23 protein-coding genes are annotated in these 24,570 nt (G+C 41.8%); 3 read left to right on the top strand and 20 right to left on the bottom strand.

Annotation, left to right across the window (positions count from 1 at the left end; genetic code table 11):
• Positions 1–98 precede the first annotated feature (98 nt).
• Positions 99–1,139, top strand: coding sequence for a tRNA/rRNA methyltransferase (locus SC428_RS18730; protein WP_140186822.1), 1,041 nt, complete (start codon positions 99–101; stop codon positions 1,137–1,139).
• A 112-nt stretch (positions 1,140–1,251) separates the two neighbouring features.
• Here SC428_RS18730 and emrB read toward each other — a convergent pair whose 3' ends face one another.
• The 11 genes from emrB to nrdH form a co-directional block, all read right to left on the bottom strand.
• Positions 1,252–2,793: a multidrug efflux MFS transporter permease subunit EmrB gene (gene emrB / locus SC428_RS18725; protein WP_140186820.1), complete on the bottom strand. Its 1,542-nt coding sequence runs from the start codon at positions 2,791–2,793 to the stop codon at positions 1,252–1,254.
• Positions 2,794–2,805: 12 nt separating this feature from the next.
• On the bottom strand, positions 2,806–3,987 hold the full coding sequence (gene emrA / locus SC428_RS18720) for a multidrug efflux MFS transporter periplasmic adaptor subunit EmrA (protein WP_070925087.1): 1,182 nt from the start codon (positions 3,985–3,987) through the stop codon (positions 2,806–2,808).
• A 218-nt stretch (positions 3,988–4,205) separates the two neighbouring features.
• Entirely contained in the window at positions 4,206–4,733 is a 528-nt protein-coding gene (mprA, locus tag SC428_RS18715) for a transcriptional repressor MprA (protein ID WP_070925086.1), read from the bottom strand.
• 656 nt (positions 4,734–5,389) lie between these two features.
• The gene (locus tag SC428_RS18710) at positions 5,390–6,589 is read right to left on the bottom strand and encodes an MFS transporter (protein WP_070925085.1); all 1,200 of its coding nucleotides are present in this window, start codon (positions 6,587–6,589) and stop codon (positions 5,390–5,392) included.
• Positions 6,590–6,730: 141 nt separating this feature from the next.
• Positions 6,731–7,729, bottom strand: coding sequence for a glycine betaine/L-proline ABC transporter substrate-binding protein ProX (proX, locus tag SC428_RS18705; RefSeq protein WP_318709564.1), 999 nt, complete (start codon positions 7,727–7,729; stop codon positions 6,731–6,733).
• 75 nt (positions 7,730–7,804) lie between these two features.
• Positions 7,805–8,923, bottom strand: coding sequence for a glycine betaine/L-proline ABC transporter permease ProW (gene proW, locus SC428_RS18700; protein ID WP_318709562.1), 1,119 nt, complete (start codon positions 8,921–8,923; stop codon positions 7,805–7,807).
• Positions 8,913–10,115 carry a glycine betaine/L-proline ABC transporter ATP-binding protein ProV gene (gene proV, locus SC428_RS18695; RefSeq protein WP_318709560.1) on the bottom strand — a complete coding sequence of 401 codons (1,203 nt, stop codon included), beginning with the start codon at positions 10,113–10,115 and terminating at the stop codon, positions 8,913–8,915. Before proV ends, proW begins: the two co-directional genes overlap by 11 nt.
• 689 nt (positions 10,116–10,804) lie before the next feature.
• Positions 10,805–11,776, bottom strand: a complete 972-nt coding sequence (gene nrdF, locus SC428_RS18690) for a class 1b ribonucleoside-diphosphate reductase subunit beta (protein WP_140186818.1) — start codon at positions 11,774–11,776, stop codon at positions 10,805–10,807.
• A gap of 13 nt (positions 11,777–11,789) precedes the next feature.
• Positions 11,790–13,922, bottom strand: coding sequence for a class 1b ribonucleoside-diphosphate reductase subunit alpha (gene nrdE / locus SC428_RS18685; protein ID WP_318709557.1), 2,133 nt, complete (start codon positions 13,920–13,922; stop codon positions 11,790–11,792).
• 10 nt (positions 13,923–13,932) lie between these two features.
• A complete protein-coding gene (nrdI, locus tag SC428_RS18680; protein ID WP_140182798.1) occupies positions 13,933–14,346 on the bottom strand; it encodes a class Ib ribonucleoside-diphosphate reductase assembly flavoprotein NrdI in 414 nt (137 codons plus the stop codon).
• A gap of 9 nt (positions 14,347–14,355) precedes the next feature.
• Positions 14,356–14,583: a glutaredoxin-like protein NrdH gene (gene nrdH / locus SC428_RS18675; RefSeq protein ID WP_070925079.1), complete on the bottom strand. Its 228-nt coding sequence runs from the start codon at positions 14,581–14,583 to the stop codon at positions 14,356–14,358.
• Positions 14,584–14,873: 290 nt separating this feature from the next.
• Between nrdH and SC428_RS18670 the strand changes: the two genes are divergently transcribed.
• Both SC428_RS18670 and cspE read left to right on the top strand, forming a co-directional pair.
• Entirely contained in the window at positions 14,874–15,344 is a 471-nt protein-coding gene (locus tag SC428_RS18670; protein ID WP_070925078.1) for a methylated-DNA--[protein]-cysteine S-methyltransferase, read from the top strand.
• 207 nt (positions 15,345–15,551) lie between these two features.
• Positions 15,552–15,761, top strand: a complete 210-nt coding sequence (gene cspE, locus SC428_RS18665) for a transcription antiterminator/RNA stability regulator CspE (protein WP_014657708.1) — start codon at positions 15,552–15,554, stop codon at positions 15,759–15,761.
• A 163-nt stretch (positions 15,762–15,924) separates the two neighbouring features.
• On the opposite strand, the gene lipA is transcribed toward cspE, so the two are convergent.
• The 9 genes from lipA to rsfS all read right to left on the bottom strand — a co-directional run bounded on the left by lipA (position 15,925) and on the right by rsfS (position 24,502).
• Positions 15,925–16,890: a lipoyl synthase gene (gene lipA / locus SC428_RS18660; protein WP_140182797.1), complete on the bottom strand. Its 966-nt coding sequence runs from the start codon at positions 16,888–16,890 to the stop codon at positions 15,925–15,927.
• A gap of 114 nt (positions 16,891–17,004) precedes the next feature.
• A complete protein-coding gene (lipB, locus tag SC428_RS18655; protein WP_306803500.1) occupies positions 17,005–17,634 on the bottom strand; it encodes a lipoyl(octanoyl) transferase LipB in 630 nt (209 codons plus the stop codon).
• Between the two features lie 294 nt (positions 17,635–17,928).
• Positions 17,929–18,192, bottom strand: a complete 264-nt coding sequence (gene ybeD, locus SC428_RS18650) for a DUF493 family protein YbeD (protein ID WP_070925076.1) — start codon at positions 18,190–18,192, stop codon at positions 17,929–17,931.
• Positions 18,193–18,292: 100 nt separating this feature from the next.
• Positions 18,293–19,504 carry a D-alanyl-D-alanine carboxypeptidase DacA gene (gene dacA, locus SC428_RS18645; protein ID WP_070925075.1) on the bottom strand — a complete coding sequence of 404 codons (1,212 nt, stop codon included), beginning with the start codon at positions 19,502–19,504 and terminating at the stop codon, positions 18,293–18,295.
• Between the two features lie 172 nt (positions 19,505–19,676).
• Positions 19,677–20,651: an endolytic peptidoglycan transglycosylase RlpA gene (rlpA, locus tag SC428_RS18640; RefSeq protein WP_070925074.1), complete on the bottom strand. Its 975-nt coding sequence runs from the start codon at positions 20,649–20,651 to the stop codon at positions 19,677–19,679.
• Positions 20,652–20,663: 12 nt separating this feature from the next.
• Positions 20,664–21,776: a peptidoglycan glycosyltransferase MrdB gene (mrdB, locus tag SC428_RS18635; RefSeq protein ID WP_070925073.1), complete on the bottom strand. Its 1,113-nt coding sequence runs from the start codon at positions 21,774–21,776 to the stop codon at positions 20,664–20,666.
• Positions 21,777–21,780: 4 nt separating this feature from the next.
• The gene (gene mrdA, locus SC428_RS18630) at positions 21,781–23,670 is read right to left on the bottom strand and encodes a peptidoglycan DD-transpeptidase MrdA (RefSeq protein WP_140186730.1); all 1,890 of its coding nucleotides are present in this window, start codon (positions 23,668–23,670) and stop codon (positions 21,781–21,783) included.
• Between the two features lie 32 nt (positions 23,671–23,702).
• On the bottom strand, positions 23,703–24,173 hold the full coding sequence (gene rlmH, locus SC428_RS18625; protein ID WP_070925072.1) for a 23S rRNA (pseudouridine(1915)-N(3))-methyltransferase RlmH: 471 nt from the start codon (positions 24,171–24,173) through the stop codon (positions 23,703–23,705).
• A gap of 2 nt (positions 24,174–24,175) precedes the next feature.
• Positions 24,176–24,502, bottom strand: coding sequence for a ribosome silencing factor (rsfS, locus tag SC428_RS18620; protein WP_081335828.1), 327 nt, complete (start codon positions 24,500–24,502; stop codon positions 24,176–24,178).
• Positions 24,503–24,570: the final 68 nt, after the last annotated feature.

Raw genomic sequence — 24,570 nt, 5'->3', positions numbered from 1 at the left:
GTATATTCAGGATCTTTTCGGTGCAATAATGCGTGAATCAGTGGCGTAGCTCGGCAACATCATGTAATCTTCGCGCCATAGCTTTGTAGGGGATAACAATGAACGACTCAAATGATTTTAGTGGTAAGAACGGTAAAGTAAAAGTGATGTATGTCCGTAGTGAAGATCAAAATGACGGGCAACATAAAGGCAAACGTCAGCAAGATAATCGACGCGGTAACGATAAACGTGATGGTGGCCGCCGCAATGAGCGTTCAGGTCGCCCCGATGATAGAAGAAGTCAGCCACCACGTGAGCGTTCTGCTTGGCGTACAGTTTCGAAGCCAAATACTGATGAGCTGGTTAATGATCATGGCGGTATTTCAGGTAAAAGCCAAATTGACCCTGAGCAATTGCGTAAGCAACGTTTAGAAGAAACGCGTATTTATGGTGAAAATGCGTGTCAGGCCATGTTTAAAAATCGTCCTGATGCTATTGTGCGAGCGTGGTTTCTGCAATCAGTCACTCCACGTTTTCGTGATGCATTAAAATGGATGGCAGCAAATCGTAAAGCTTATCATGTTGTTGATGATGAAGAACTGACGAAGGCATCGGGAACCGAACATCATGGTGGTGTTTGTTTCTTGATTAAAAAACGCGGTGGGATGAGTGTTGAAACTTATTTGGAACAAGCTCCTGCAAAAGATTGTGTCTTGGCACTAGAAGATGTGGGTAACCCACATAATTTAGGTGGCATCATGCGTAGCTGCGCTCATTTTGGGATCCAAGGTGTGATTTTACAAGATGCAGGTATGCTGGAGTCTGGTGCAGCCATTCGTACAGCTGAAGGTGGCGCTGAGCATATCAAAGCTATTGATGCAGATGGGCTAAGCGCAACATTAAATCACTTCCGCCAAGCGGGCTATACTATTGTTACCACATCAAGTCATAAAGGCAGTCAAGACATTGCTAAAGCTCAATTACCTGAAAAAATGGTACTGGTGTTAGGTCAAGAGCGCGATGGGTTGAGTGATAGCGTGTGGGACGAGGGGGATATGAGCTTATATATTGGTGGGACAGGTAAGGTTGAGAGTCTCAATGTTTCTGTCGCTACAGGTATTATGTTAGCGCAATGGTGGCAACAGAATAAAGCCAAATAAATAAGGTATAATACTCCGTTCATCGTTTCAATATGATGTAGAGTAATGGATCGTAACGGCACATTAAAAGTAGAAAACCTACTGTTTAATGTGCCGTTTTTGTTATTAGGCGTTAGTGCGCGCCGCCGCCATCACTTTTGGCTCCCGCTCCAAATGGCGGTTTGGCAAACCAAATAATGACCATTAGTAAGATAAAGATCCCCGCCGACAACCAAAAAATTTCATTAGCTGAAATAATTAATCCTTGATCGGTAATGCTCTTAGCAAGGAAGGCTGCACTTTGAATATCATTCATCCCCATTTGTGCAAGGTCGCTGTACATGTGTTGTGAATTGACATTGTAAGGGTTGATGAATTCAGTCAACACTTCATGATGCATGGCTTCTCGTTGCGTCCACATGGTGGTGGTAATCGATGTACCAATAGCCCCAGCGAGCGTTCGCGTAAAATTAGATAAGCTGGAAGCAGAAGCCATTTTTTCTGGAGGAAGTCCCGACAAAGTAATGGTGGTTAACGGCATAAAGAAGCATGCGATTGCCAATCCTTGTACGAACTGAGGCCAAGCCGCGGCGGCAAAGCTCATACCTGGCTCAAAAGTATAGGCGCGCCAATAATAGCAGAGAGCATAAATAATAAAGCTGAATGTCACGAGGTAACGCATGTCGATACGGTTACCAAATCGACCGATTATTGGAGTGATCAGCAAAGGAAGCAAACCAACGGGGGCAGAGGCGAGTCCGGCCCATGTCGCGGTGTAACCATAGACAGATTGTAATAGCTGGGGGATCAGAACGATGGTGCCAAAATAGAGCATGTAAGCGAGGCTTAATGCAAGGCAGCCGATAGTAAAGTTACGTTCCTTAAAAAGTGATAGATCAATGACGGGATGATCATCGGTTAGCTCCCAGACCACTAAGAAGGCTATGGCGACAACCGCTATCACCGTAAGTACAATGATCTCGGTAGAATTAAACCAATCGAGTTCTTTGCCCTGATCTAACATAATCTGCAAAGCCCCAATACCGACCACGAGTAACACTAGGCCAACGGTATCAATAGGGTTAATCGAGATTTTGGTTTCACGGCCTTTGAGTGTCTGCATAATGGCAAAAATGATGGCAATACTAAAAGGTACGTTGATAAAGAATATCCAGCCCCAATGGTAGTTATCACTGATATAGCCGCCAAGAATTGGACCACAAATAGGTGCAACAACAATGGTCATTGACCACAGGGCTAACGCCATATTGCGTTTTTGTGGTGGATAGTTGTTTAGCAACAAACTTTGAGACAATGGGATCAGAGGCCCAGCCACCAAACCTTGCAGAACACGGAACAGGATCAGCATTTCTAAGCTGTTTGAAATACCACATAGCCATGAGGTTAGGGCAAACAGTCCTGTAGACCATAAAAATAGCCTAACTTCACCGATGCGGCGTGCAAGCCAACCCGTCACTGGAATTGAAATGGCATTTGCCACACCAAAGGAAGTGATCACCCAAGTTCCCTGAGTAATTGAAGAGCCTAGATTCCCTGCGATAGTTGGTATAGCAACGTTCGCAATGGTTGAATCTAAGACTTGCATAAATGTGGCGAGTGAAAGCGCGATAGTCATCCATGCAAGTTTAGAACCTGTTAAAGGTGCTTTAGTCACGTTCACCTCAGATTAATTGTTTCCAGAGTTACTATTAATAATCTCAGTAACTATTTTGTCCGCAGGAGACATATCAATAGCGAGTGCAGATGTGTGATAAGCGGGGGCTTCACGCATACCTTTTGCGAGTACTTTGCCATCTTTATTGAGGGTATCTACAGTGACTTCAGTGGATAAACCTAAGCGTAATGGATACTGTTCTAACTGAGTAGGCTCTAACGCGACACGAACCGGTAGACGTTGTACCACTTTGATCCAGTTACCTGTTGCATTTTGTGCTGGAAGTAAAGAGAACGCACTTCCCGTTCCCATATCCAAACCTACGACCGTGCCATTAAACACAATGTCTTTACCATAAAAATCGGTTGTTACTTTGGCTGGTTGGCCTATACGCATATCGGCAAGTTGAGTTTCTTTGAAATTTGCATCAATCCACATACCTTGCGAAGGAACGATTGCCATAAGGGGGGTTGCTGTGGTGATTTGTGAGCCGACTTGAACGCTACGCCGTGAAACATAACCATCGACAGGACTGACTATTTTTGTTCGTTGCAGTGCGAGCCATGCATTTCTAACTTCTGTTGCAGCTTGTTCAACGGCAGGTTGTTTAGATAATGGCGTATCCAGCACAATAGCATTGTTTGCATTTAATTGCTCAATAGCGACATCTAAAGCTGCTTTTGCACTGACAACGGCTTCGCGCGCGTGTTGTAGCTCTTCTTTACCAATTAAATTGCTGCTACCAAGGACTTCTCGGCGTTTTAAGTCATTTTGTAATCTCACCAGTTCAGAGCGTTTCATATTAATATTAGCTTGGTATTGACGGCTATTAACGATCTGCTGGTGGGATTGGCGTACGCTGTTAGCTAAAGTCGTTTTCGCTTTTTCTAAGGCGAGTTGAGCATCTCTAGGGTCTAATTCAACGAGAATGGTACCACTTTTTACAAAATCAGTATTATCTACATTGACGGTCATCACACTACCGGCGATTTGTGACTGTATTTGTACCTGATTACCTGCGACATAAGCATTATCTGTTGATTCGTAATGACGCAGAACAAAGAACCAATAAGCTGCCCAGCCAATGCCAATAGCGACAAATAATAGTGTGAGAAGTGCTAGGGCGCTTCTACGTTGTTTCTTTTTATTGCGCTGAGGCTGTTGTGTGGTTTGCATTTCCTCGTGGGCACTCATACTAGTGTTTCTCCGCTTATGGGCATTTTTAATCACGAATGTTCCCAGTAGTTAACGCTAACCACTGGAAACTGGGACGACAATTGATAGGTTTGCTTGTTGGAATATCGTAAGCACAAGGTAGAAAGGATAACGAAATCTTTTAGACAGAAAAGTCTTTTTTCGCCTTTCGGATTATAAATGACTCAAATACATTATCCACACTAATATAGAGGTTATTATGACTTAGTATAATCTCTTACTGTATCCAGCTTTATAAGTAACTTACGCATCAATTTATTTAGCTGTTGCTGTTCGTCAATATCAAGTACAGACCAGATATCTTTTAAAGCCGCATGTTGAGGTGGTAAGAGCCCACCTAAAAACTGCGAGCCTTTTTCTGTAAGGTGGAGATGTAAGCAACGGCGATCGTTATGGCTTTCTTTGCGTTCAATCCAACCATTTTTTTCAAGTTCATCGGCGATGCGAGTCGCATTTGTGCGTGAGGAACCCAAAGCAGCGCTCAGCTCAGAAGGTTGAATACTACGGCTATCTTTTGTATCAAGGATCATCAATGCCATAAAGAGGGTTTCGTTAATTCCTTGGGCCTTGAGCATATTGTTACGAGACTCAAGTAACTTGCCATGAACGTGCATACATAGGCGAGTCAGAAGGATCTCCTGATAGGGTATTGGGTTATTATGTGAATCTTGCTGTGCGACACGAGCATTTAGCAGCTCTTCTGTCGGAGTAAATGAACTTTCCATTATTTGGATACCTTATTAGTTTCAGTTGGTAAGATTACAACTGTCATCAACCATCTAAATGGTATATCAAAAGACAAAATTAGCAATTGTAGTTAATTGATACCATCAAATTTATTTTGATAATGATACATAATTCATAAATTTTATGAATGTAATTTACTTAGGTTAGTATAGCGTAATTAGGTGTTTTTGCTTTTTAATTTGTTTTATTTCAATAAAATCATAGCGTTGATTTATTTTGCTAATGGATAATTATGGAGTAAAACAAAATAAAATCATGTAATTAGAATGTATAACTACTTAAGTAGTTGCACTTTTTGGGTATTTGTAACGCTTTCATCTATTCAGTAAGTATAATCTCATCAGCGCTAAATCGCTGCTTACTATGTAACCTTATAATAGTAACTCATATAAATGATATTGTAACTTTATGTTAAGGCATATCGTTTGTTTAACTGTGTCATTTGATGACTTTTGCCTATGCAACTATTACAAAATTAAACCATCTTGAAAAAATTGTGATTTGATGCTCAGAGGATGAGGGGGAATTAGATATTTTAGGGGGCGGCTAAGTTGAAATATATTACGTTATCTGATGATTTTTATATTAAATAATTGAAGGTGGCTAATAATAGCCACTCTCAATAATAGATTTGTTATTCATCTGATGAGTATATGGTGGGGTCAAAGCGGATGCCAATTGCCCAAATAATCAGACTAACTACAGACAAAATGGCACCAGAAGCAGCGACACCTTCCCATCCTGCTTTTTCGTAAGCATAGCCCGAAAGTAATGAGCCTAGTGCTCCGCCTATAAAATAGCTGGTCATATAACCTGCGGTTATGCGATTACGGGCTTCAGGTAAAATACGATATAAGGTGCTTTGGTTAGTAACGTGTACCGCTTGCACAGCAAGATCAAGTATTAATACACCAATAATGAAGGCAATCAGTGACTCTTTTGCAAAGCCGATTGGTGCCCATGAAAGTAATAATAAAATTAAACCAATGGTGGTGACTCGCTTACCTTTCCCCTTATCAACTAAGTGACCTGCTTGAGATGCCATTAGTGCACCCGCCGCTCCCACTAATCCAAACAAGCCAATCGTGCCTTCAGAATAACTAAAAGGTGGGGTAGCAAGCAGGAATGCCATTGCAGTCCAAAGTAGGGCGAAGTTGGCAAAAACCAGCGCGCCAAGTAATGCTCGAACTGCAAGTACTGGTGTCCCGCAAAACAAACGTACAATTGAAAATAAAAGTTGGAAATAATTGAGGTTAGTTTTTTGATGATAACGTGGTAGCTTCAGGGCAAGCACGATAATCAATAAGAACAATAATCCAAAAGCAACCCAATAGATGGCTCGCCATCCACCTACCATTGCAACAGCGCCCGAGACGGTTCTAGCGAGTAAAATCCCCAGTAATAGCCCGCTCATAATGATACCAACAGCTTTTCCTCTTTGATTAGGTTTGGCTAAAGTGGCTGCCATTGGGATCAGTACTTGTGCGACAACAGAGAATAATCCTGTCAGTGCTGTGCCTAATAAAATTTGCCATACATTGTTTGATAATGCGGTGATAAGTAAACCGATCGCAGACAGTGATGTCATGGTTAAAATAAGACGCTTACGTTCAAAAATATCGCCAAGGGGGACTAAAAAAAGTAATCCCGCTGCATAGCCTAATTGTGCTGCGGTGACAATAAACCCTGCCATATTCGTGGTTAAATTAAATTGAGAGGCGATAGTTTCAAGGAGGGGTTGCGCATAGTAGTTACTGGCAACAACTAAACCTGTTGCGACAGCCATCAAAACGACTAGACCTGTCGTTAATTCTGCTTGTGGTGCCTTATTCATGTGTTATCTACTCATTATTGATTAGGCAGTCATTATAGGCTTTTTTTATCATTAAGATGGGGGATTTTATTGATAATGAATATCGAAATTAATGAATAAAGCCACCGGGTTAGGGTGGCTTTAGGTATAAAGAAAATAAATTTATTTTTCAGCAGCTTTGCGTGCTTCATCAACCCAGCCATCAAAAGTAGATTGATGCGCCTTGATCCATGCATCAGTATGACGGCGAATATCAGCTTGTGATGCTTCACCATTATGCATTCTCAAGTTCTGAGCATTGATATCTGCAATTGGCAATTTCATGATTTCAAACAATTTTGCTGCGGCAGGGTTATCCGCTGCCCATTTTTTGTTGGCTGCAATATGCATGGTATTCGGTGGGAAACCATAGTTTTTACCATTAGGTAACGCTGTATCGGTTTTTTCACCATTAGGCATTGAAGAGAAAGGCACTTCTAGCCAAACAACATCACGACCTGGTTTTAGCACATCACTGATCCAATATGGTGTCCACGTATAATAAAGTATTGGTTTACCTTCTTTATAGCGTGTGATGGTATCTGCCATCATTGCCGCATAGTTTCCTTGATTATGCTCAACCGTTTTTTCTAAATCATAAGCTTTGAGATGATTGTTGATTGCGGCTTCGCATCCCCAACCAGGGTTACAACCAGTGAGGTCAGCCTTACCATTACCGTTAGTATCAAACAATTTGGCGATTTTGGGATCTTTTAATTGTTCAACATTGGTAATGTTATATTTGTCTGCGGTTTTTTTATCAATCAGATAACCTTGAGCCGCATTGACGACATAATTACCTTGGCGATAAAAAGCGTTGTCACCCCCAGCTGCGTTATATTGTGCGTCATGCAGTGGTACCCAACTAACCGCTAAGTAAGTTGCATCGCCATTGGCAATTGATGCATAGGCGACGTTGTAATCAACTTCTTTGATGGGTTCGACTTCATAACCTAGTTTCTCAAGCGCTTTTGCGACGAGTAAGGTTTGAAAGGTTTCTTCGCTAATCGTACTTTGTACCGGAGTGACTTTGACTCCTTTTCCTGGCAGATCTTCGGCATTAGCGAGTGGAACGGCAAGTAAGGCTGTCAGGGCAGTTGCCAATAGTATTGGTTTTTTCATTATTGATACCTCTATTTGTCGCATTTGGCTTGCCTTGGCAAGCGAAGAGCCAATAAATGGCTCTATCGGATGAATTTATTTTTTAGAGAATGGGCGAGTGATCAGGCCAATCGGGCCTTGTTGATACCAACGCGTAGCGACTTTGCTGCGCGTATTTTTCCCAAGAGATTGAGTTAGTCGGTCAAGGACAATGGCGAGTACCACGATACCGACACCACCCACAGAGGCTAATCCCATATCAAGGCGACCTATACCTCGTAGTACCATTTGTCCTAGACCACCAACAGCGATCATGGATGCTATCACCACCATTGAAAGCGCTAGCATCAAGGTCTGGTTGACGCCGGCCATAATGGTTGGCATGGCTAATGGTAGCTGCACTTTGAACAGCAATTGACGCGGGCTAGCACCGAATGACTCAGCCGCCTCAATCAAATCAGCAGGGACTTGTTTAATACCTAAAATGGTTAATCGAATAATAGGCGGTAAGGCAAAAATGATGGTGACGACAACCCCTGGCACGTTACCAATCCCAAATAGCATTACAATAGGTACTAAGTAAACAAACGCAGGCGTTGTTTGCATGGCATCGAGTAGTGGCCTAACGACGCTAGCAGCTTTGTCACTGCGTGCAAGCCATATTCCCAGTGGTAATCCTATTATCAAACAGAATAGTAGAGCTGTCAGTACTAATGCGAGTGTCACCATTGCCTCAGACCAAGCGCCAATTGCACCGATGATGATCATCGAAACAAAAGTTGCTACACCCATCACTCGACCAGCGAGTTGCCACGCAATTAATGCAAATAAAATAATAGCAACAGGTGATGGAAGAGAGGTTAAAAATTGTTCAAACCCACTAAGGATAAAATCAATAGGTACGCGGATCCCCTGAAAAATAGGGCGAAAATGCAGTACGATCCAATCAATTGCATGGGTAACCCATGAATCAAGCGGGATCAACGTGTGCTGGAAGGGATCCATAATATTAAAATGTTCAGGCGTCACTGTTTCGGTTGGCGTGGCATTCAACCAATCACTACTTCCGGCATCACTCGGTGTTGTGGTATCCGTCGCACTACCCCAAGGATCGCTTGCGGTATCAGGGGTGTTTTGTTGTGGTGCATCATCAGCTTGAGTATCTGCCCACGGATCTTGTTGTTCAGTCTTATGTTCGCTTGTGTTATTGCTCATTTGGTGTCTCCTTATCCAGTGCCTGTAACAACATTCCTTTGGATATCACGCCAAGATAGCGATTTTTTTCATTGATGACAGGAACCGCGCAGGGGGCTTGTGCAATAGTCGAAATAACTTCGTTAAGTGGCGTATCCCCTTGAATTGGCTCTAAAGTAGATATAACGGCAGCTTCAATACCTTGTTTATCACGCAAGGCTTTTTCGAGGGATTCGACAGATACCACCCCCGCAAAAGTGTGTCCTCGAGAAATTAAGTAACCATGACTACGATCCTCATCATTCAGCACTTTCAGTGCCGAGCGAGGGCCAAAGCCTGGGGCTATATGCAGTAATGCATCTGGTCTTCTTCGTGCGATATCTTTAGCACTAAAGACTTGGCTAATATCGACACCGCGGAAAAAGGTCTTAACGTAATCATTGGCAGGGTTATTAAGTATTTCATCTAGTGTGCCAGTTTGTACCACAACTCCACCTTGCATGATGGCAATACGATCACCAATACGCATCGCTTCATCGAGATCATGTGAGATAAAGACAATCGTACGTTGCTTCTCACCTTGTAGCGATAATAGCTCATCTTGCATTTCAGTGCGGATCAGGGGGTCGAGAGCAGAAAATGCTTCATCCATTAACAAAATATCAGGATCATTAGCCAATGCGCGGGCGAGGCCGATGCGTTGTCTCATACCACCTGAAAGTTCATCGGGATAAGATGCAGCCCATTTTTCAAGATTGACTTGGCGAAGTGCATCCATGGCTTTTTCATGGCGTTGCTCTTTGGACATACCAGAAAGTTCCATGCCAAAGGCGGTATTATCGAGCACATTCATATGTGGCATTAACGCAAAGGATTGAAACACCATACTAATTTTAGTACGTCGGACTTGGCGTAGCGCCTTATCGGAGATATTCGAAATATCTTCCCCATCAATGAGCACTTGGCCGCTGGTGGGCTCTATCAGGCGATTGAGAAGGCGTACCAACGTTGATTTTCCTGAGCCTGATAGCCCCATAACAACAAAGATTTCGCCTTCTTCAATGGCCAGATTGGCATCTTGAACACCGACAGTTAGGCCTGTTTTTTCAAAGATGTCATCTTTACTCATTCCTGATTCTAAAAGCTTAAAGGCTTGATCAGGGTGTTCCCCAAAAATTTTATATAAATTTTTAACTTCTAATTTTATTGGCATATAATAATTACCCGTTATTTCAATTAGCAAATCATTCAAGTATTTATCTATATCGCCTATTGATAGGCATGAATACTCACTTCGACTATTGGTTGAAAATGTTCAGGGTAGATATTCCTATTATGTTTACGGTGAATTTAATTAATTATGATTTAAATTAAATAACTCCATTTAAAATTATTAGAAAAACAAACAAGCAATATAACCTAGCATAATAAATGGAGCTGACAACCCTTGGTTAAGGACTATTAATCAAAAAAATGGAGTGAATAGCGATGAATTATTTTGAAGATAGGTATTTTTAGCCACTTCAATATTGATGAGTAAATAATATTATTAAATGAACTAACGTTTTGTTGAAACTGAATTTATTCTAAAAATGAATATTGAATTATCACGACTAGCAAAACTAGAAGAGTGCTGATTATAACGGTTAGCTAAATTTTAGGATAAAGTTGCTATAAAATTCAAAAAAAATCCATTCACATAAATAAAATTTATCTATTTTAATGGTAAAATAAAAAGTTTAGCGTTTGTTTGCCTGATGAATATGTTAAAAACAATCAATTTAACAGTAAAACTTGTAAGCGGATGCGCTGGTTAAGTTGCTTTTATTCATTAATAAACCCACTAAAAGGTTGGTTTTCATTTAGTGGGTTTATAGCTAATCAGTTAATTAAATTGATTGATTAAAAATCCCAGTCATCATCTTCTGTACTGACTGCTTTCCCTATGACATAAGAAGAACCTGAACCGGAAAAGAAATCATGGTTTTCATTTGCATCGGGTGAAAGTGCCGATAATATTGCAGGACTGACATCAGTCACCACATCTGGGAATAATGCCTCATAACCTAAATTCATTAATGCTTTATTAGCATTGTAATGAAGGAATTTTTTGACATCTTCGGTCCAACCTACGGAGTCATATAATTCTTGGGTATATTTCACTTCGTTTTCATATAAATCAAAAAGTAATGAGAAGGCAAAATCTTTAATTTCTGCCTGAGTATTTTCATCATAATTTAATAATGATTTTTGAAATTTATAGCCAATATAGTAACCGTGGATCGCTTCATCGCGAATAATTAAGCGTATCAGATCGGCAGTGTTAGTTAATTTCCCTCTACTGGACCAATACATAGGTAAATAAAAACCTGAGTAGAAAAGAAAAGATTCTAAAAAGACACTCGCTATTTTTTTCTTTAATGGATGGGTGTCACAATAATAGGATAGAATGATTTTTGCTTTATTTTGTAACGCATGATTTTCTTCACTCCATCGATAAGCATCATCGACATCGCTAGTCGAGCAAAGCGTTGAAAAAATAGAGCTATAGGAGCGTGCATGCACAGCTTCCATAAAGCTGATATTTGATAATACCGCCTCTTCATGAGGGGTGAGGGCATCTTCCATTAAACAAGGCGCACCAACAGTATTTTGGATCGTATCAAGCAGTGTCAGCCCAGTAAAAACACGAATAGTTAGCTGTTGTTCTGCCTTGGTTAGTGTATTCCACGACGGTGTATCATTTGATAATGGGATCTTTTCAGGTAACCAAAAATTAGTGGTTAAGCGGTTCCATACTTCAAGATCTTTATCATCTTCAATACGATTCCAATTGATCGCTTTAACGGGGGTTAATATTGTTTGGTTTGTCATACTCATTGTCCTTTTAAAGCGTACATGAAACACAGCCATCAACTTCAGTGCCTTCAAGTGCCGTTTGGCGAAGGCGAATGTAATACAGGGTTTTTATACCTTTACGCCATGCGTAAATTTGTGCTCGGTTGATATCACGAGTTGTTGCATCATCTTTAAAGAACAGTGTAAGAGATAGCCCCTGATCGACATGTTGCGTAGCAACAGCGTAGGTATCAATGATTTTTTCAGGTCCTATTTGATAAGCATCTTGATAATATTCAAGATTATCATTGGTCATAAAAGGTGCTGGATAGTAAACACGACCAATTTTCCCCTCTTTACGGATCTCAATACGAGAAACAATTGGATGAATGCTTGAGGTTGAATTATTAATATAGGAAATAGATCCTGTCGGCGGAATTGCCTGCAAGTTTTGATTATAAATACCATGCTCTATTACTGATTGTTTCAGTGATTGCCAATCCGCTTGAGTAGGTATTTCGATGCCCGAACGTCGGAATAATTCCTGAACGGTTTGGGTTTTTGGCAACCAATTTTCGTTGATATATTTATCAAAATAACGACCATTGGCATATTCTGAATGTTCAAAGCCTTTAAATGCAGCTTTACGCTCAATTGCTAATTGGTTGGACGTTCTTAGTGCGTGATAAGCCACGGTATAAAAGTAGATATTCGTAAAATCGAGCGCTTCTTCTGAACCATAGTGGATTTTTTCCCTCGCTAGATAGCCATGTAAGTTCATCTGCCCAAGGCCAATGGCATGGGATTGATGATTACCTTGTTCAATTGAAGGCACTGAACGTATATGACTCATATCAGAGACCGCGGTTAGTGCTCTGACGGCAATTGCTATAGATTGAGCAAAATCAGGCGAATCCATGGTTTTCGCTATATTCATGGAGCCTAAATTACAACTGATATCTTTCCCTATCTCTCGGTAGCTTAAGTCGTCTTCATAGAGGCTAGGCTGGTTAACTTGTAAGATCTCTGAGCACAAGTTACTCATGTTAATACGTCCTGCAATCGGGTTAGCTCGATTGGCGGTATCTTCGAATAAAATGTAGGGATAGCCCGATTCAAATTGAATTTCAGCGAGAGTTTGGAAGAACTCCCTTGCGTTGATTTTGTATTTTTTGATCGCTTTGTTGTTGACCATCTCATGATATTTTTCAGTCACACTGATTTCTGACATGGGTACGCCATATTCACGTTCGATATCATAAGGGGAAAATAGGTACATCTCTTTGTTTTCTTTGGCGAGTTGGAACGTGATATCTGGGATCACAACGCCTAAAGAGAGTGTTTTTATACGGATTTTTTCATCCGCATTTTCTCGTTTTGTATCAAGAAAACGCATAATATCTGGATGATGGGCGTGTAAATACACGGCCCCCGCTCCCTGCCGCGCACCAAGCTGATTGGCATAGGAGAAGGCATCTTCTAGCATTTTCATGACGGGAACAACACCAGAAGATTGGTTCTCAATAAATTTTATGGGGGCGCCCTGTTCTCGCAGATTGGTCATCATGAAAGCAACACCGCCGCCGCGTTTAGATAGCTGTAATGCGGAGTTTACCGAGCGACCAATTGATTCCATATTATCTTCAATGCGCAGCAGGAAACAGGAAACTAATTCCCCCCGTTGTTTTTTACCGCAATTTAAGAAGGTAGGGGTGGCAGGCTGAAAGCGGCCACTAATTATTTCTTCAACCAAATGGCTAGCAAGTGATTGATTACCTAGTGCAAGTGTTAACGCGACCATACATACGCGATCTTCATAACGCTCTAGATAGCGTTTACCATCAAATGTTTTTAGCGTATAACTTGTATAATATTTAAACGCCCCTAAAAAAGTTTGAAAACGAAATTTATGAGCATAGGCTTGTTTGAATAATTTTTTGATAAATGCAAAATCATATTGCTCAAGAACTTGTGCTTCGTAGTAGTTTTCATTAACTAAAAAATCGAGTTTTTCTTTTAAGTCGTGAAAGAAAACCGTGTTTTGATTCACATGTTGGCGAAAGTAGTGATGAGCGGCTTCTTTGTCTTTTTCGAATTGGATTTCGCCTGCACTATTGTATAAGTTCAGCATGGCATTTAGCGCATGGTAGTCAACATGCGGGGTATTTTTTGTCTTTTCCATTGAACTAGCTCTAATGATGTTTTTGTTGCCAAAAAGCGTTTAGCCCGTCACGGACACGTTGAACATCACGCTCCGTACCCAGTAATTCAAAACGATATAAATAGGGAACTTGGCATTTATGGGCGATGATATCGCCAGCAATGGCGAAAGCATCTCCAAAATTGGTGTTACCTGCGGCGATAACACCTCGTATGAGTTGTCGGTTCGACTCGATGTTAAGAAAACGGATCACTTCTTTTGGTACTGCGCCTTTGGAACCGCCACCACCATAAGTTGGCAGTAGTAGAACGAAAGGCTTAGTCGCAATAATGCTATTTTGTTGCTCACCTATCGGCAAACGTGTTGCTGGAAGCCCCACTTTTTCAATAAAGCGATGACAGTTACCAGAACGACTTGAAAAATAGACCAGTGACTCCGTTTGCATAGTAACCTCTTAAGCCAAAAGGCGGCTGATCATGTCAGGACGAAAGCCAGACCAATGCTCTTGATCAGCAACAACAACGGGGACTTGCTGGTAGCCGAGTTGGCGTACAAATTGTAATGCGTCATCGTCTTCGGTGAGATCAACGACTTGGTAGGGAATATTTTTGCGTTCTAGGGCTTGGTAGGTGGCATTGCATTGAACACAGTTGGGTTTACTGTAAATTGTGATAACGGCCATATTGAGTACCTATACCTGTACTGAATACTATCAGTAGTGTGATGATTAGTATTTAAAGACTATATATAGATTCTATTTTTTTCAACCACACAATATATAGTGGTTTTGAAATATTGAATGATAATTATTCTAATTATTGGCTAGGTCGTTATTTATGTTGGGAAATTAAATTTTGAGCATGTGAATGGTTCTGTTATCAAGACTAAGAAAAAATATCATTGCCAAGTAGAAATAATACAGTTTATAACTGTATATACGATCAGATAATTGCACGCTCTTAAGGGGATATTATGTATCATCAATATTTGGCTTCACCTGAGAAATTTCCAAAACCGTGGGTTGAGATCACGGCTGATGATGAGGGGGTGACGAGCATCTATTTTGTTGAACAAAAAAGTCATCCAGAACATAAGAATGAGCATTCTGAGTTATGTGCTAAAGAGCTAGAAGAATATTTTAATCATAAACGCGAAGAGTTCACCGTACCATTAAACCCTCATGGTACTGAGTTCCAAAAAAAAGTGTGGGCACACTTGTGCAGCATCCCTTTTGGTGAACGCTGGAGCTACAAAGATCTCGCTTTGAAATTAGGTTCAGTAAACTATTGTCGAGCTGTGGGAATGGCAAATTCACGTAACCCAATCTCTTTAATTGTGCCTTGTCATCGAGTTTTAGGTCATGATGGCAAACTTGTTGGCTACACTGGTGGATTAGACATAAAAGACTGGCTACTCGCACACGAAAAACAATCACCTAAATAATCATCTAATGTTAGTATTATTGTTCGGAATAATCGCTATTATTAAGAATAATTCATGTACGATAAGCAATTTATCCCAATAAATAATATTTTTTTATGCTTTTTGTCAATTTTCGTGATCTAGGTTGTAGACAAGTAACTTATATATCTGATGTACTGAGCTCGACACTGATGGTGTGTCTATTTTTATTTTAAAGGTAATAATTTGATGTCTAAAGTTAAAGGTAACGTTAAGTGGTTCAACGAGTCTAAAGGTTTCGGTTTTATCACTCCAGAAGATGGCAGCAAAGATGTGTTTGTTCACTTTTCTGCTATTGCGAGCGAAGGTTTCAAAACCCTAGCAGAAGGTCAGAAAGTTGAATTTGAAATCACTGAAGGTGCTAAAGGCCCATCTGCTGTAAACGTTGTCTCTCTGTAATTTAAACAAATAGAAACGAACAGCCTCTCAACTCGCTCCAGCCATCTGGAGCGAGTTTTATTTTATAGGGGGCTAAGAGAGTCACTTCTCTGTTAATGAGCCTTAATCGCGACTATATAGCAAAAAGCCCCTTTTAGGGGGCTTTGCCGAACTTAGTTGGAGCTTATTTAACTTCTTCGCCTTTTGCTTGAAGGTCAGCATGGTAAGAAGAACGAACAAATGGGCCGCAAGCCGCATGTGTAAAGCCCATCGCCAGCGCTTCTTCTTTCATTTCGTCAAACTCGGCAGGACTGACATAACGTTTTACCGGTAGATGGTGGCGGCTAGGCTGTAGATATTGACCCAATGTGAGCATGGTGACCCCATGGCGGCGCAAATCACGCATCACTTCAATGATCTCTGCATTTGTCTCACCTAAACCCACCATTAAGCCCGATTTGGTTGGAATATCTGGATGTGCTTCTTTAAATCTTTCTAATAATTTTAGCGACCATTCGTAATTCGCTCCGGGGCGAACTTGGCGATAAATACGAGGTACGTTTTCTAGGTTATGGTTAAACACATCAGGTGGGGTTGCGGTTAAGATATCTAACGCGCGATCCATTCTTCCTCTAAAATCGGGAACCAACGTTTCAATTTTGATAGTCTGATTTTTTTCACGGATCGCACTAATACAATCTGCAAAATGTTGAGCACCACCATCACGTAGGTCATCACGGTCAACAGACGTGATAACGACATAGCGTAATGCCATATCCTTGATAGTTTGTGCTAATTTTACTGGCTCGTTAGCGTCAGGTGCATTTGGGCGACCATGAGCAACGTCACAGAAAGGGCAGCGGCGCGTACAGATCGCACCGAGGATCATAAAGGTCGCGGTACCATGGTTAAAGCATTCGGATAGGTTAGGGCAGGAGGCTTCTTCACAAACAGAATGCAGGCCATTTTTACGCATAGCCGCTTTGATCCCCTGAATACGGGTTGAATCTGCTGGTAACCTAATTTTCATCCAGTCAGGTTTACGTAGAATTTCTTCACGTTCGGTGACGACGTTTTTAACAGGGATCAGCGCCATTTTGTCGGCGTCACGATATTTTATTCCGCGTTCTATCTGAATTGGTTTACTCATAGCTATACCGGTTCCAGTTGTTGATCGGATTAGTTGGGTGTTGTATTTGGCGCAACGGAGCGGTTACTAATCCATTAAAATTTTTTTGAAAAATGTTAAAAAATTATAGCATCATTATTGAACAATATGAAATCCAAGTGTGTCACAGAACTGCTCAATTAGCACAGGCTGAACATCTTCAATCGTCACTTTAGGGATGAAATCACGAACCTGAGTCATTTTCAACTGCGCATAGCCGCAAGGGTTAATGCGATTAAATGGTTCGAGATCCATGTTAATATTTAATGCAAGGCCATGAAACGAGCAGCCTTTACGGATCCGTAACCCGAGTGAACACACTTTATTACCCTCTATATAGACGCCCGGTGCATCAGGGCGCGGGTATGCTTCAATCTGATAATGAGCAAGCGTCTTAACAACGGTGTCCTCTAGGGCGCTAACAAGCTCACGCACGCCAAGCTTATTGCGTTTAAGATCGAGCATCACATACATCACTTGTTGACCCGGCCCATGATAGGTTACTTGACCACCTCTATCACTTTGGATCACTGGGATATCACCCGGTGCAAGAACATGTTCTGCCTTACCCGCTTGCCCTTGTGTGAATACGCGTGGGTGCTCCACCAGCCATAATTCATCCGAGGTATCTTTATCACGGTTTTCGGTGAACTGATGCATTGCATCAGAAACAGTTTGATAGGGGGCTAGCCCTAATTGACGTACAATAATAGTTCGTGCTGACAATGTTTTAACATCCACATTCAAAATGTGTTGCTAGTATAACGCCGTAGCTGGGTTACTGCCAGTTCTGTTATGTTGCTAAAATGTTAGGTGAGTGGTGTTTTTAATATTATCTGTGCGAAATTATTTAAGGTGCGGCTAGGCGACAAGTGAATGCATTGTTATCGCTAGGCGTATAGAAACTCTCTGATTAGTGTGAGCGATTAATGGTCGCGACACCTTAATGAAAGACAATTATAGGTAATAAAAAACCGCACTCGATAAGAGTACGGCCTTGTATATTAATGACTCAGTGGATTATAGAACCATTCTCACGCGCTCTAATGCACCAAGTTCTTCATATAAGGTTTCGACTTGTTCAATGTGTGTTGCATTGATGGTAATCGAAACTGAGTGGTAATTGCCTTTGCTGCTTGGCTTCACATCTGGAGAATAGTCGCCCGGCGCATGACGTTGAACCACTTCAACGACTTCATCAACCAGCTCTGGTTCCGCAATTCCCATCACTTTGTAAGTGAATGAGCATGGGAACTCAAGTAGTTCATTTAATTTCGTTTTCATGGGCGCTCCTAATAACAAAAATAGTGTTTAAATAGATATCATCATCTTTTAAACATTCGGATATACACTATATGGGGACAGTGCATATCCGATTCAAGGGTTAACCAAACCAACGATGGAACAGTAATTTAATATAGTCGATTAAACGGCTAAAGAAACCACCTTCTTCGACATCTTTCAGTACCACCAATGGATGCTGTTCAATGGTTTTACCATCCAGTTGAAAGTTAATGGTACCAATTGCTTGGCCTTTTTTCAGTGGCGCTTCAAGCTCTTTATTGGTCACGTCATAGCTTGCTTTTAAATCTTTTAAGCGGCCACGGGGAATAGTTAAAAACAGATCTTCTGTAACCCCTAATTTAACATTATTTTCATCACCAAACCAAACGGGTTCAGATGCGAATTCAACCCCTGCTTGTAATGGCTTGACGGTTTCATAAAAGCGGAAGCCATAAGTGAGGAGTTTTTTGCTTTCTGCATCACGGCCTTTCATGCTTTTTCCACCCATAACCACTGAGATCAGACGCATATCGCCTTCAGTTGCAGAGGCAACTAGGTTATATCCTGCACCGCTTGTGTGACCTGTTTTAATTCCATCTACAGATAAACTTTTATCCCACAATAATCCGTTACGATTAGTTTGACGAATATTATTAAAGGTGAATTCTTTTTCTTTATAGATAGCATATTCTTCGGGAACATCACGGATCAGCGCTTGGCCAATTAATGCCATGTCACGGGCTGAACTGTATTGCCCATCAGCATCTAACCCATGAACAGTTTGGAAATGGGTATTTTGTAACCCAAGTTTGCTCACATAACCATTCATTAGCTGAACAAAATTGGTTTGATCACCTGCCACATAGTCAGCCATTGCAACGCAAGCATCGTTACCTGACTGTAAGTTAATACCGCGTGTTAACTGAGATACGCTGACTCGGTCGCCCGGTTTTAGGAACATCAGTGATGAACCTTTAAACACAGGATTACCTGTTGCCCATGCGTCTTCGTTCACCGTAACCATGTCATTTGCGCCGATTTTACCTGATTTGATGGCTTGACCGATAACATAGCTGGTCATCATTTTTGTTAAACTCGCAGGATCACGGCGTTGATCCGCATTTTTCTCTGCCAAAACTTTACCTGAGTTATAGTCAATAAGAATATAAGCTTCAGCGTCAATATCAGGTACTGCGGGGATTGGACTGTTAGGGAATGGCTCATTTGCTTGTGCAAAATGACTGATAGTAAAAAGCAGTGCAGTACCCAGTAAGGTATTGCGAACAACACGTGATGGGGCAAAATTTTTCATGTTTTTATTGTTACATCCGGAATTCGGTTAACACAAGAAGGCGCAGTGTAGCAAAAGTCGATTCATTGATTAATGCATGCGCCAATTTTTTACAATATTTTATACTCTTGATACTTCAAGATGCAGGAGGACTGCATCTTAGGTTATTTAGAGCATAAATTTGCTGTTTTTATCACGGTGCAACAACCATCGAAGATTGATTTAATTCAGATTGAATGCGACCTTGTAAATCAACTGCTTGCTGCCTATCGGTAAATGGCCCTAATTGGACTCGATAAATATTATTGTATGGCTGTAAGCGACCCGGAACGCCAAATTTATTTTTTAAATTATCCAGCATCGTTTTCGCATTACTTTGACTGCTAATTGCACCCACTTGAACTAAATAGCCCCTTTCAGGTACTGCTGCTGATGGCGCTGCTTGCGTTGGCTCAGGCTCAGGGGCCTTTAAACTACTTTCAGGCACAACAGGCTCCATTGGTGCGCTAGGCTGTTGAACGGGTAATGAATTTTCAGGGGCAGGGGCACTTTGCATAACTGGCGTACCCATTGGGCCTGCACCTAATTGAGGGCGACCTGGAAGGGCATAGCTTTGTTTAACAAAATTCGAACCAATGGTCCCCGGACCTGACAGTGAGCCATCTTGAGCAACTTGAATGGCGTCAATTTTGATCTTGGTTGTTGGCATCAAATTCAAGCGGTCAGCAACGGCGCGTGAAACTGCAATGCTTTTACCTTGAGTATAGGGGCCACGATCATTCACACGAACTACCATCATGCGACCATTCATCATGTTAGTCACGCGTATATAGCTTGGGATCGGCAGTGTAGGGTGCGCAGCAGTTAACTCGATTGGGTTAACTCGCTCTCCAATCGCCGTCATATTGCCAGCGGATTCAGAACCAAAAATAGAGGCATAGCCAACTTGAGAGAATTGTGAAGGATCACGCACGATTTGATACTGCTGGCCATTACGTTGATAGTCACCGTTCGCTGTAGGATGTAATGGCTCATAATGAGGCTCTGCTCCAAGCACATCTTGCGCAGGTACAGCCGGTACATTAGTAGGCTGCTTGATATTCTCTTCAGTGACGCAGCCACTGAGCAACGCGGCAGTAATGCCAAGCATAATCCATTGAAAACGCATACTAAGCCTCTTTTATAAACTCTTGGAAAGAAATTTTCTGTGTGTATGGATAGACATGATAATACCGAATCCAGCCATTAACACAATGAGCGCAGAACCGCCATAACTGACGAGAGGGAGCGGTACGCCAACCACAGGCAATATACCACTCACCATTCCAATATTCACAAATACATAAACAAACAGGATCAGCATTAATCCCCCCGCCATGACACGGCCAAAGGTATTTTGTGCACTGGCGGCAATATACAGGCCTCGCATGATCAGTAATAAGTACAGGCCAAGTAATACTAAGACGCCAATAAGCCCCAGCTCTTCAGATAAAACGGCAAAAATAAAGTCAGTATGGCGCTCAGGTAGGAATTCAAGTTGCGATTGTGTGCCATGCAGCCAGCCTTTACCCATTAAACCGCCAGAGCCAATAGCAATTTTAGATTGAATAATATGATAACCCGCGCCGAGTGGATCAGTTTCAGGGTCGAGTAACATCATGACTCGCGTACGCTGATAATCATGCATTAAGAAAAACCACAATAAAGGTATAAAGGCGGCGAGGGCAGAGGCCGCAATAGTAATTAATCGCCAGCTCATACCGGCTAAAAACAGCACAAAAATACCCGATGTCGCCACTAAAATGGAGGTTCCTAAGTCAGGCTGAGCGGCAACTAACAATGTAGGGACAACAATTAAAACCAGTGCAATGGCGGTGTTCTTTAATGATGGAGGACATAGGTCACGGTTCATAAAACGAGCCACCATCAGAGGAACGGCGATTTTAGCGATTTCAGAGGGTTGAAAACGAATAATACCGAGATCAAGCCAGCGTTGTGCCCCTTTACTAATTTGACCAAAGACATCAACAAAAATCAGTAAGATAACGCAAAAAATATATAAATGAGGGGCAAGATTTTCATACAGGCGAGGGGGGATCTGCGCCATAATGATCATGACAATAAAACCTGTCGCGATCTGGCCTAACTTTCTTTCCATCATTTCAGGATCTTGACCGCTAGCACTCCACATAATGAACGCACTGTAAGCCAATAAAGCTAATATAATGAGCAGCATAGGCACATCAATGTGCAGACGCATTGAGAGTGATAATTTTTTCTTATCGTCTGTCATAATGTTATCGGTCTTCCTCTGAACTTGCCCCTACACTGTTAACTTGGGTTCTATTGTCACCTAACAGGACATGATCAAAAATTTGCCTAACGATATCACCTACAGCAGGCCCTACCCCACCATTTTCTAAAATAATGGCCACCGCAACGGTAGGTTTATCATAAGGAGCGTAGGCAATCATTAATTTATGATCGCGTAAATGCTCGGCAAGTTTACTTGCATTATAGGTTTCATAACTAAATACCTGAGCTGTTCCTGATTTCGCTGCGGCTTTATAAGGTGTACCAATAAAACTACGTCGCCCTGTACCGTTTGGTGCATTGGCGACACCATACATACCTTGTTTGGCAATTTCCCAGTATCCTGAATGGATATCACCAATTTGGCTGGTGCCTTTGTCTTCATAAGGCACCATAGCATTACCTAATTTTGTACCATACAGTAAATGTGGTGTTTTCACTTGGCCATCATTGATTAACGTCATTAAGGCTTTTGACATTTGAATTGGTGTGGCGGTCCAATAGCCTTGACCGATGCCGACTGGGATAGTATCCCCTTGGTACCAAGGTTTCTTATAGCGTTTTTGTTTCCATTCACGGGTTGGCATAATACCTGAACGTTCTTCAGCGAGATCAATACCGGTGTAGTCACCAAAACCGAATTTGCTCATCCAATCAGATAACCTATCAATACCCATATCATAGGCAACTTGATAGAAGAAGGTATCTGCGGATTCGATAATGGATTTAAGCACATTTAACTTGCCATGGCCCCAACGTTTCCAGTCACGGTAGCGTTTTTCAGAGCCGGGTAGTTGCCACCAACCGGGATCAAAGATTGTTGTTGCAGGCGTGATCACTTTTTCACTTAAAGCGGCCACTGAAATAAAAGGCTTTACGGTTGAAGCTGGCGGATAGAGACCTTGAGTGGTTCGATTAATTAATGGCCGGTCTGGGTTATTCAATAACGCTTGATAGTCTTTATTCGAGATACCGTTAACAAATAAATTCGAGTCATAACTTGGGTTTGAAACCAGAGCTAAAATTTCACCATTACGAGGATCGGTTACCACGACAGCAGCTCGGCTGGTGGTCAGTAATTTTTCAATATAGGTTTGTAGTTCAAGATCAATCGTCAGATAGATATCTCGACCTGCTTGCGGCGGCTGCTCATGTAGCTGACGGATCACTCGACCACGACTGTTGACTTCGACCTCTTCATAACCGGTCTTACCATGTAAGACATCTTCATAATAGCGTTCGATACCTAACTTACCTATATCATGACTGGCTGCGTAGTTAGGGAGTATTCCTTCTTTATCAAGGCGCTCAACATCTTTATCATTAATTTTAGCGACGTAACCAATAACATGGGTCAATGCAGAACCATAAGGGTATGAACGGCGCTGATAGCTTTTGACCTCAAGGCCTGGGAAGCGGTATTGGTTTACTGCAAAACGAGCAACCTGAACTTCATTTAGCTGGGTTTTTAAGGGAATAGAAGTAAAGCGGCGTGAGCGTTTACGCTCTTTTTCAAAATTAGCAATGTCTTCATCAGTTAATCCAATGACATCGCGTAATTTCTCAAGGGTGTCTTGCAGGTTTTCAACTTTTTCGGGAACGATTTCCAGCTGATAAAAGGTTTTGTTTAATGCCAGCTGAGTCCCATTACGATCATAAATAATTCCACGACTAGGAGGAATTGGCACCAGTTTAATGCGATTATCATTTGATCGGGTTTGATAATCTTCATGGCGAACAACTTGTAAGTGATAAAGGTTCGTTACAAGAAGCGCTGATAGCAATATGATAACGCCAAACGCAATAAGTGCTCGGCGTATAAATAACATTGATTCAGCTGTATGGTCGCGAAAAGGGGTGCGTTGATTTTTCATCCCACTGCCATGTTGTACATATTAAAAACTGACTATTCCCTATGATAAGGGTGGTTAGTCGTAATACTCCACGCTCGATAAAGACTTTCAGCAACCAGCACTCTTACTAGAGGGTGGGGCAGTGTCAATGGCGATAGAGACCAACTCTGCATGGCAGCCTCTTTACAAGCAGGGGCTAGCCCTTCAGGGCCACCTATCAGTAGGCTGACGTTGCGACCATCTTGTTTCCAGCTTTCAAGTTGGTTGGCAAGCTTGGGGGTATCCCACCGCTCACCGGGTATATCCAATGTGACGATACGATTGCCTTTGCCAACCGCAGCCAGCATTAACTCGCCTTCTTTTTCGAGAATGCGCTTTATATCTGCATTTTTTCCTCGCTTCCCTGCCGGAACTTCAATCAGTTCAAACGGCATATCTTTAGGGAAGCGGTGAAGGTAATCCATAAAGCCGGTCTGAACCCAGTCCGGCATTTTTGTTCCCACGGCGATGAGTTGTAATTTCAAACTCAGCTCCAGAGTTTTTCGAGTTCATACATGCGACGGCTTTCATCCTGCATGATATGGACAATGGCTTCACCAAGATCGACCACAATCCAATCTGAAACCCCTTGGCCTTCAACGCCGAGTGGATACAAGCCATTTTTACGGCAAGCTTCGATCAAGCGATCCGCAACTGACATTAAATGGCGGCTTGATGTCCCTGTACAGATGATCATTTGGTCAGTAATACTTGATTTACCATGAACATCTATCGAAATGATATCTTCAGCTTTTGCGTCATCAAGCTGATTGACAATAAATTGTTGGAGTTCAGTTCCTTGCAAAAGGTTCACCTTTATTCTAATTATACCCAGCCAATAAAAAACAAATATATTTTGAGGCGTAGCGGGTGTAACGTCGT

It is taken from the genome of Providencia sp. 2023EL-00965, from assembly GCF_033550225.1.
GTDB lineage: Bacteria > Pseudomonadota > Gammaproteobacteria > Enterobacterales > Enterobacteriaceae > Providencia > Providencia manganoxydans.
This window is presented reverse-complemented; position numbering and strand designations above follow the sequence as displayed.

Excerpts from the sequence above, each read along its gene's own strand:
- nrdH (WP_070925079.1), bottom strand. The coding sequence starts at position 14,583 with ATGGCCGTTATCACAATTTACAGTAAACCCAACTGTGTTCAATGCAAT.
- cspE (WP_014657708.1), top strand. The coding sequence starts at position 15,552 with ATGTCTAAAGTTAAAGGTAACGTTAAGTGGTTCAACGAGTCTAAAGGT.
- lipA (WP_140182797.1), bottom strand. The coding sequence starts at position 16,890 with ATGAGTAAACCAATTCAGATAGAACGCGGAATAAAATATCGTGACGCC.
- SC428_RS18710 (WP_070925085.1), bottom strand. The coding sequence starts at position 6,589 with ATGAATAAGGCACCACAAGCAGAATTAACGACAGGTCTAGTCGTTTTG.
- proX (WP_318709564.1), bottom strand. The coding sequence starts at position 7,729 with ATGAAAAAACCAATACTATTGGCAACTGCCCTGACAGCCTTACTTGCC.
- emrA (WP_070925087.1), bottom strand. The coding sequence starts at position 3,987 with ATGAGTGCCCACGAGGAAATGCAAACCACACAACAGCCTCAGCGCAAT.
- mrdB (WP_070925073.1), bottom strand. The coding sequence starts at position 21,776 with ATGACAGACGATAAGAAAAAATTATCACTCTCAATGCGTCTGCACATT.
- dacA (WP_070925075.1), bottom strand. The coding sequence starts at position 19,504 with ATGAAAAATTTTGCCCCATCACGTGTTGTTCGCAATACCTTACTGGGT.
- nrdE (WP_318709557.1), bottom strand. The coding sequence starts at position 13,922 with ATGGAAAAGACAAAAAATACCCCGCATGTTGACTACCATGCGCTAAAT.
- nrdI (WP_140182798.1), bottom strand. The coding sequence starts at position 14,346 with ATGCAAACGGAGTCACTGGTCTATTTTTCAAGTCGTTCTGGTAACTGT.
- proV (WP_318709560.1), bottom strand. The coding sequence starts at position 10,115 with ATGCCAATAAAATTAGAAGTTAAAAATTTATATAAAATTTTTGGGGAA.
- SC428_RS18730 (WP_140186822.1), top strand. The coding sequence starts at position 99 with ATGAACGACTCAAATGATTTTAGTGGTAAGAACGGTAAAGTAAAAGTG.
- proW (WP_318709562.1), bottom strand. The coding sequence starts at position 8,923 with ATGAGCAATAACACAAGCGAACATAAGACTGAACAACAAGATCCGTGG.
- mprA (WP_070925086.1), bottom strand. The coding sequence starts at position 4,733 with ATGGAAAGTTCATTTACTCCGACAGAAGAGCTGCTAAATGCTCGTGTC.
- SC428_RS18670 (WP_070925078.1), top strand. The coding sequence starts at position 14,874 with ATGTATCATCAATATTTGGCTTCACCTGAGAAATTTCCAAAACCGTGG.
- nrdF (WP_140186818.1), bottom strand. The coding sequence starts at position 11,776 with ATGACAAACCAAACAATATTAACCCCCGTTAAAGCGATCAATTGGAAT.
- rlpA (WP_070925074.1), bottom strand. The coding sequence starts at position 20,651 with ATGCGTTTTCAATGGATTATGCTTGGCATTACTGCCGCGTTGCTCAGT.
- mrdA (WP_140186730.1), bottom strand. The coding sequence starts at position 23,670 with ATGAAAAATCAACGCACCCCTTTTCGCGACCATACAGCTGAATCAATG.
- ybeD (WP_070925076.1), bottom strand. The coding sequence starts at position 18,192 with ATGAAAACGAAATTAAATGAACTACTTGAGTTCCCATGCTCATTCACT.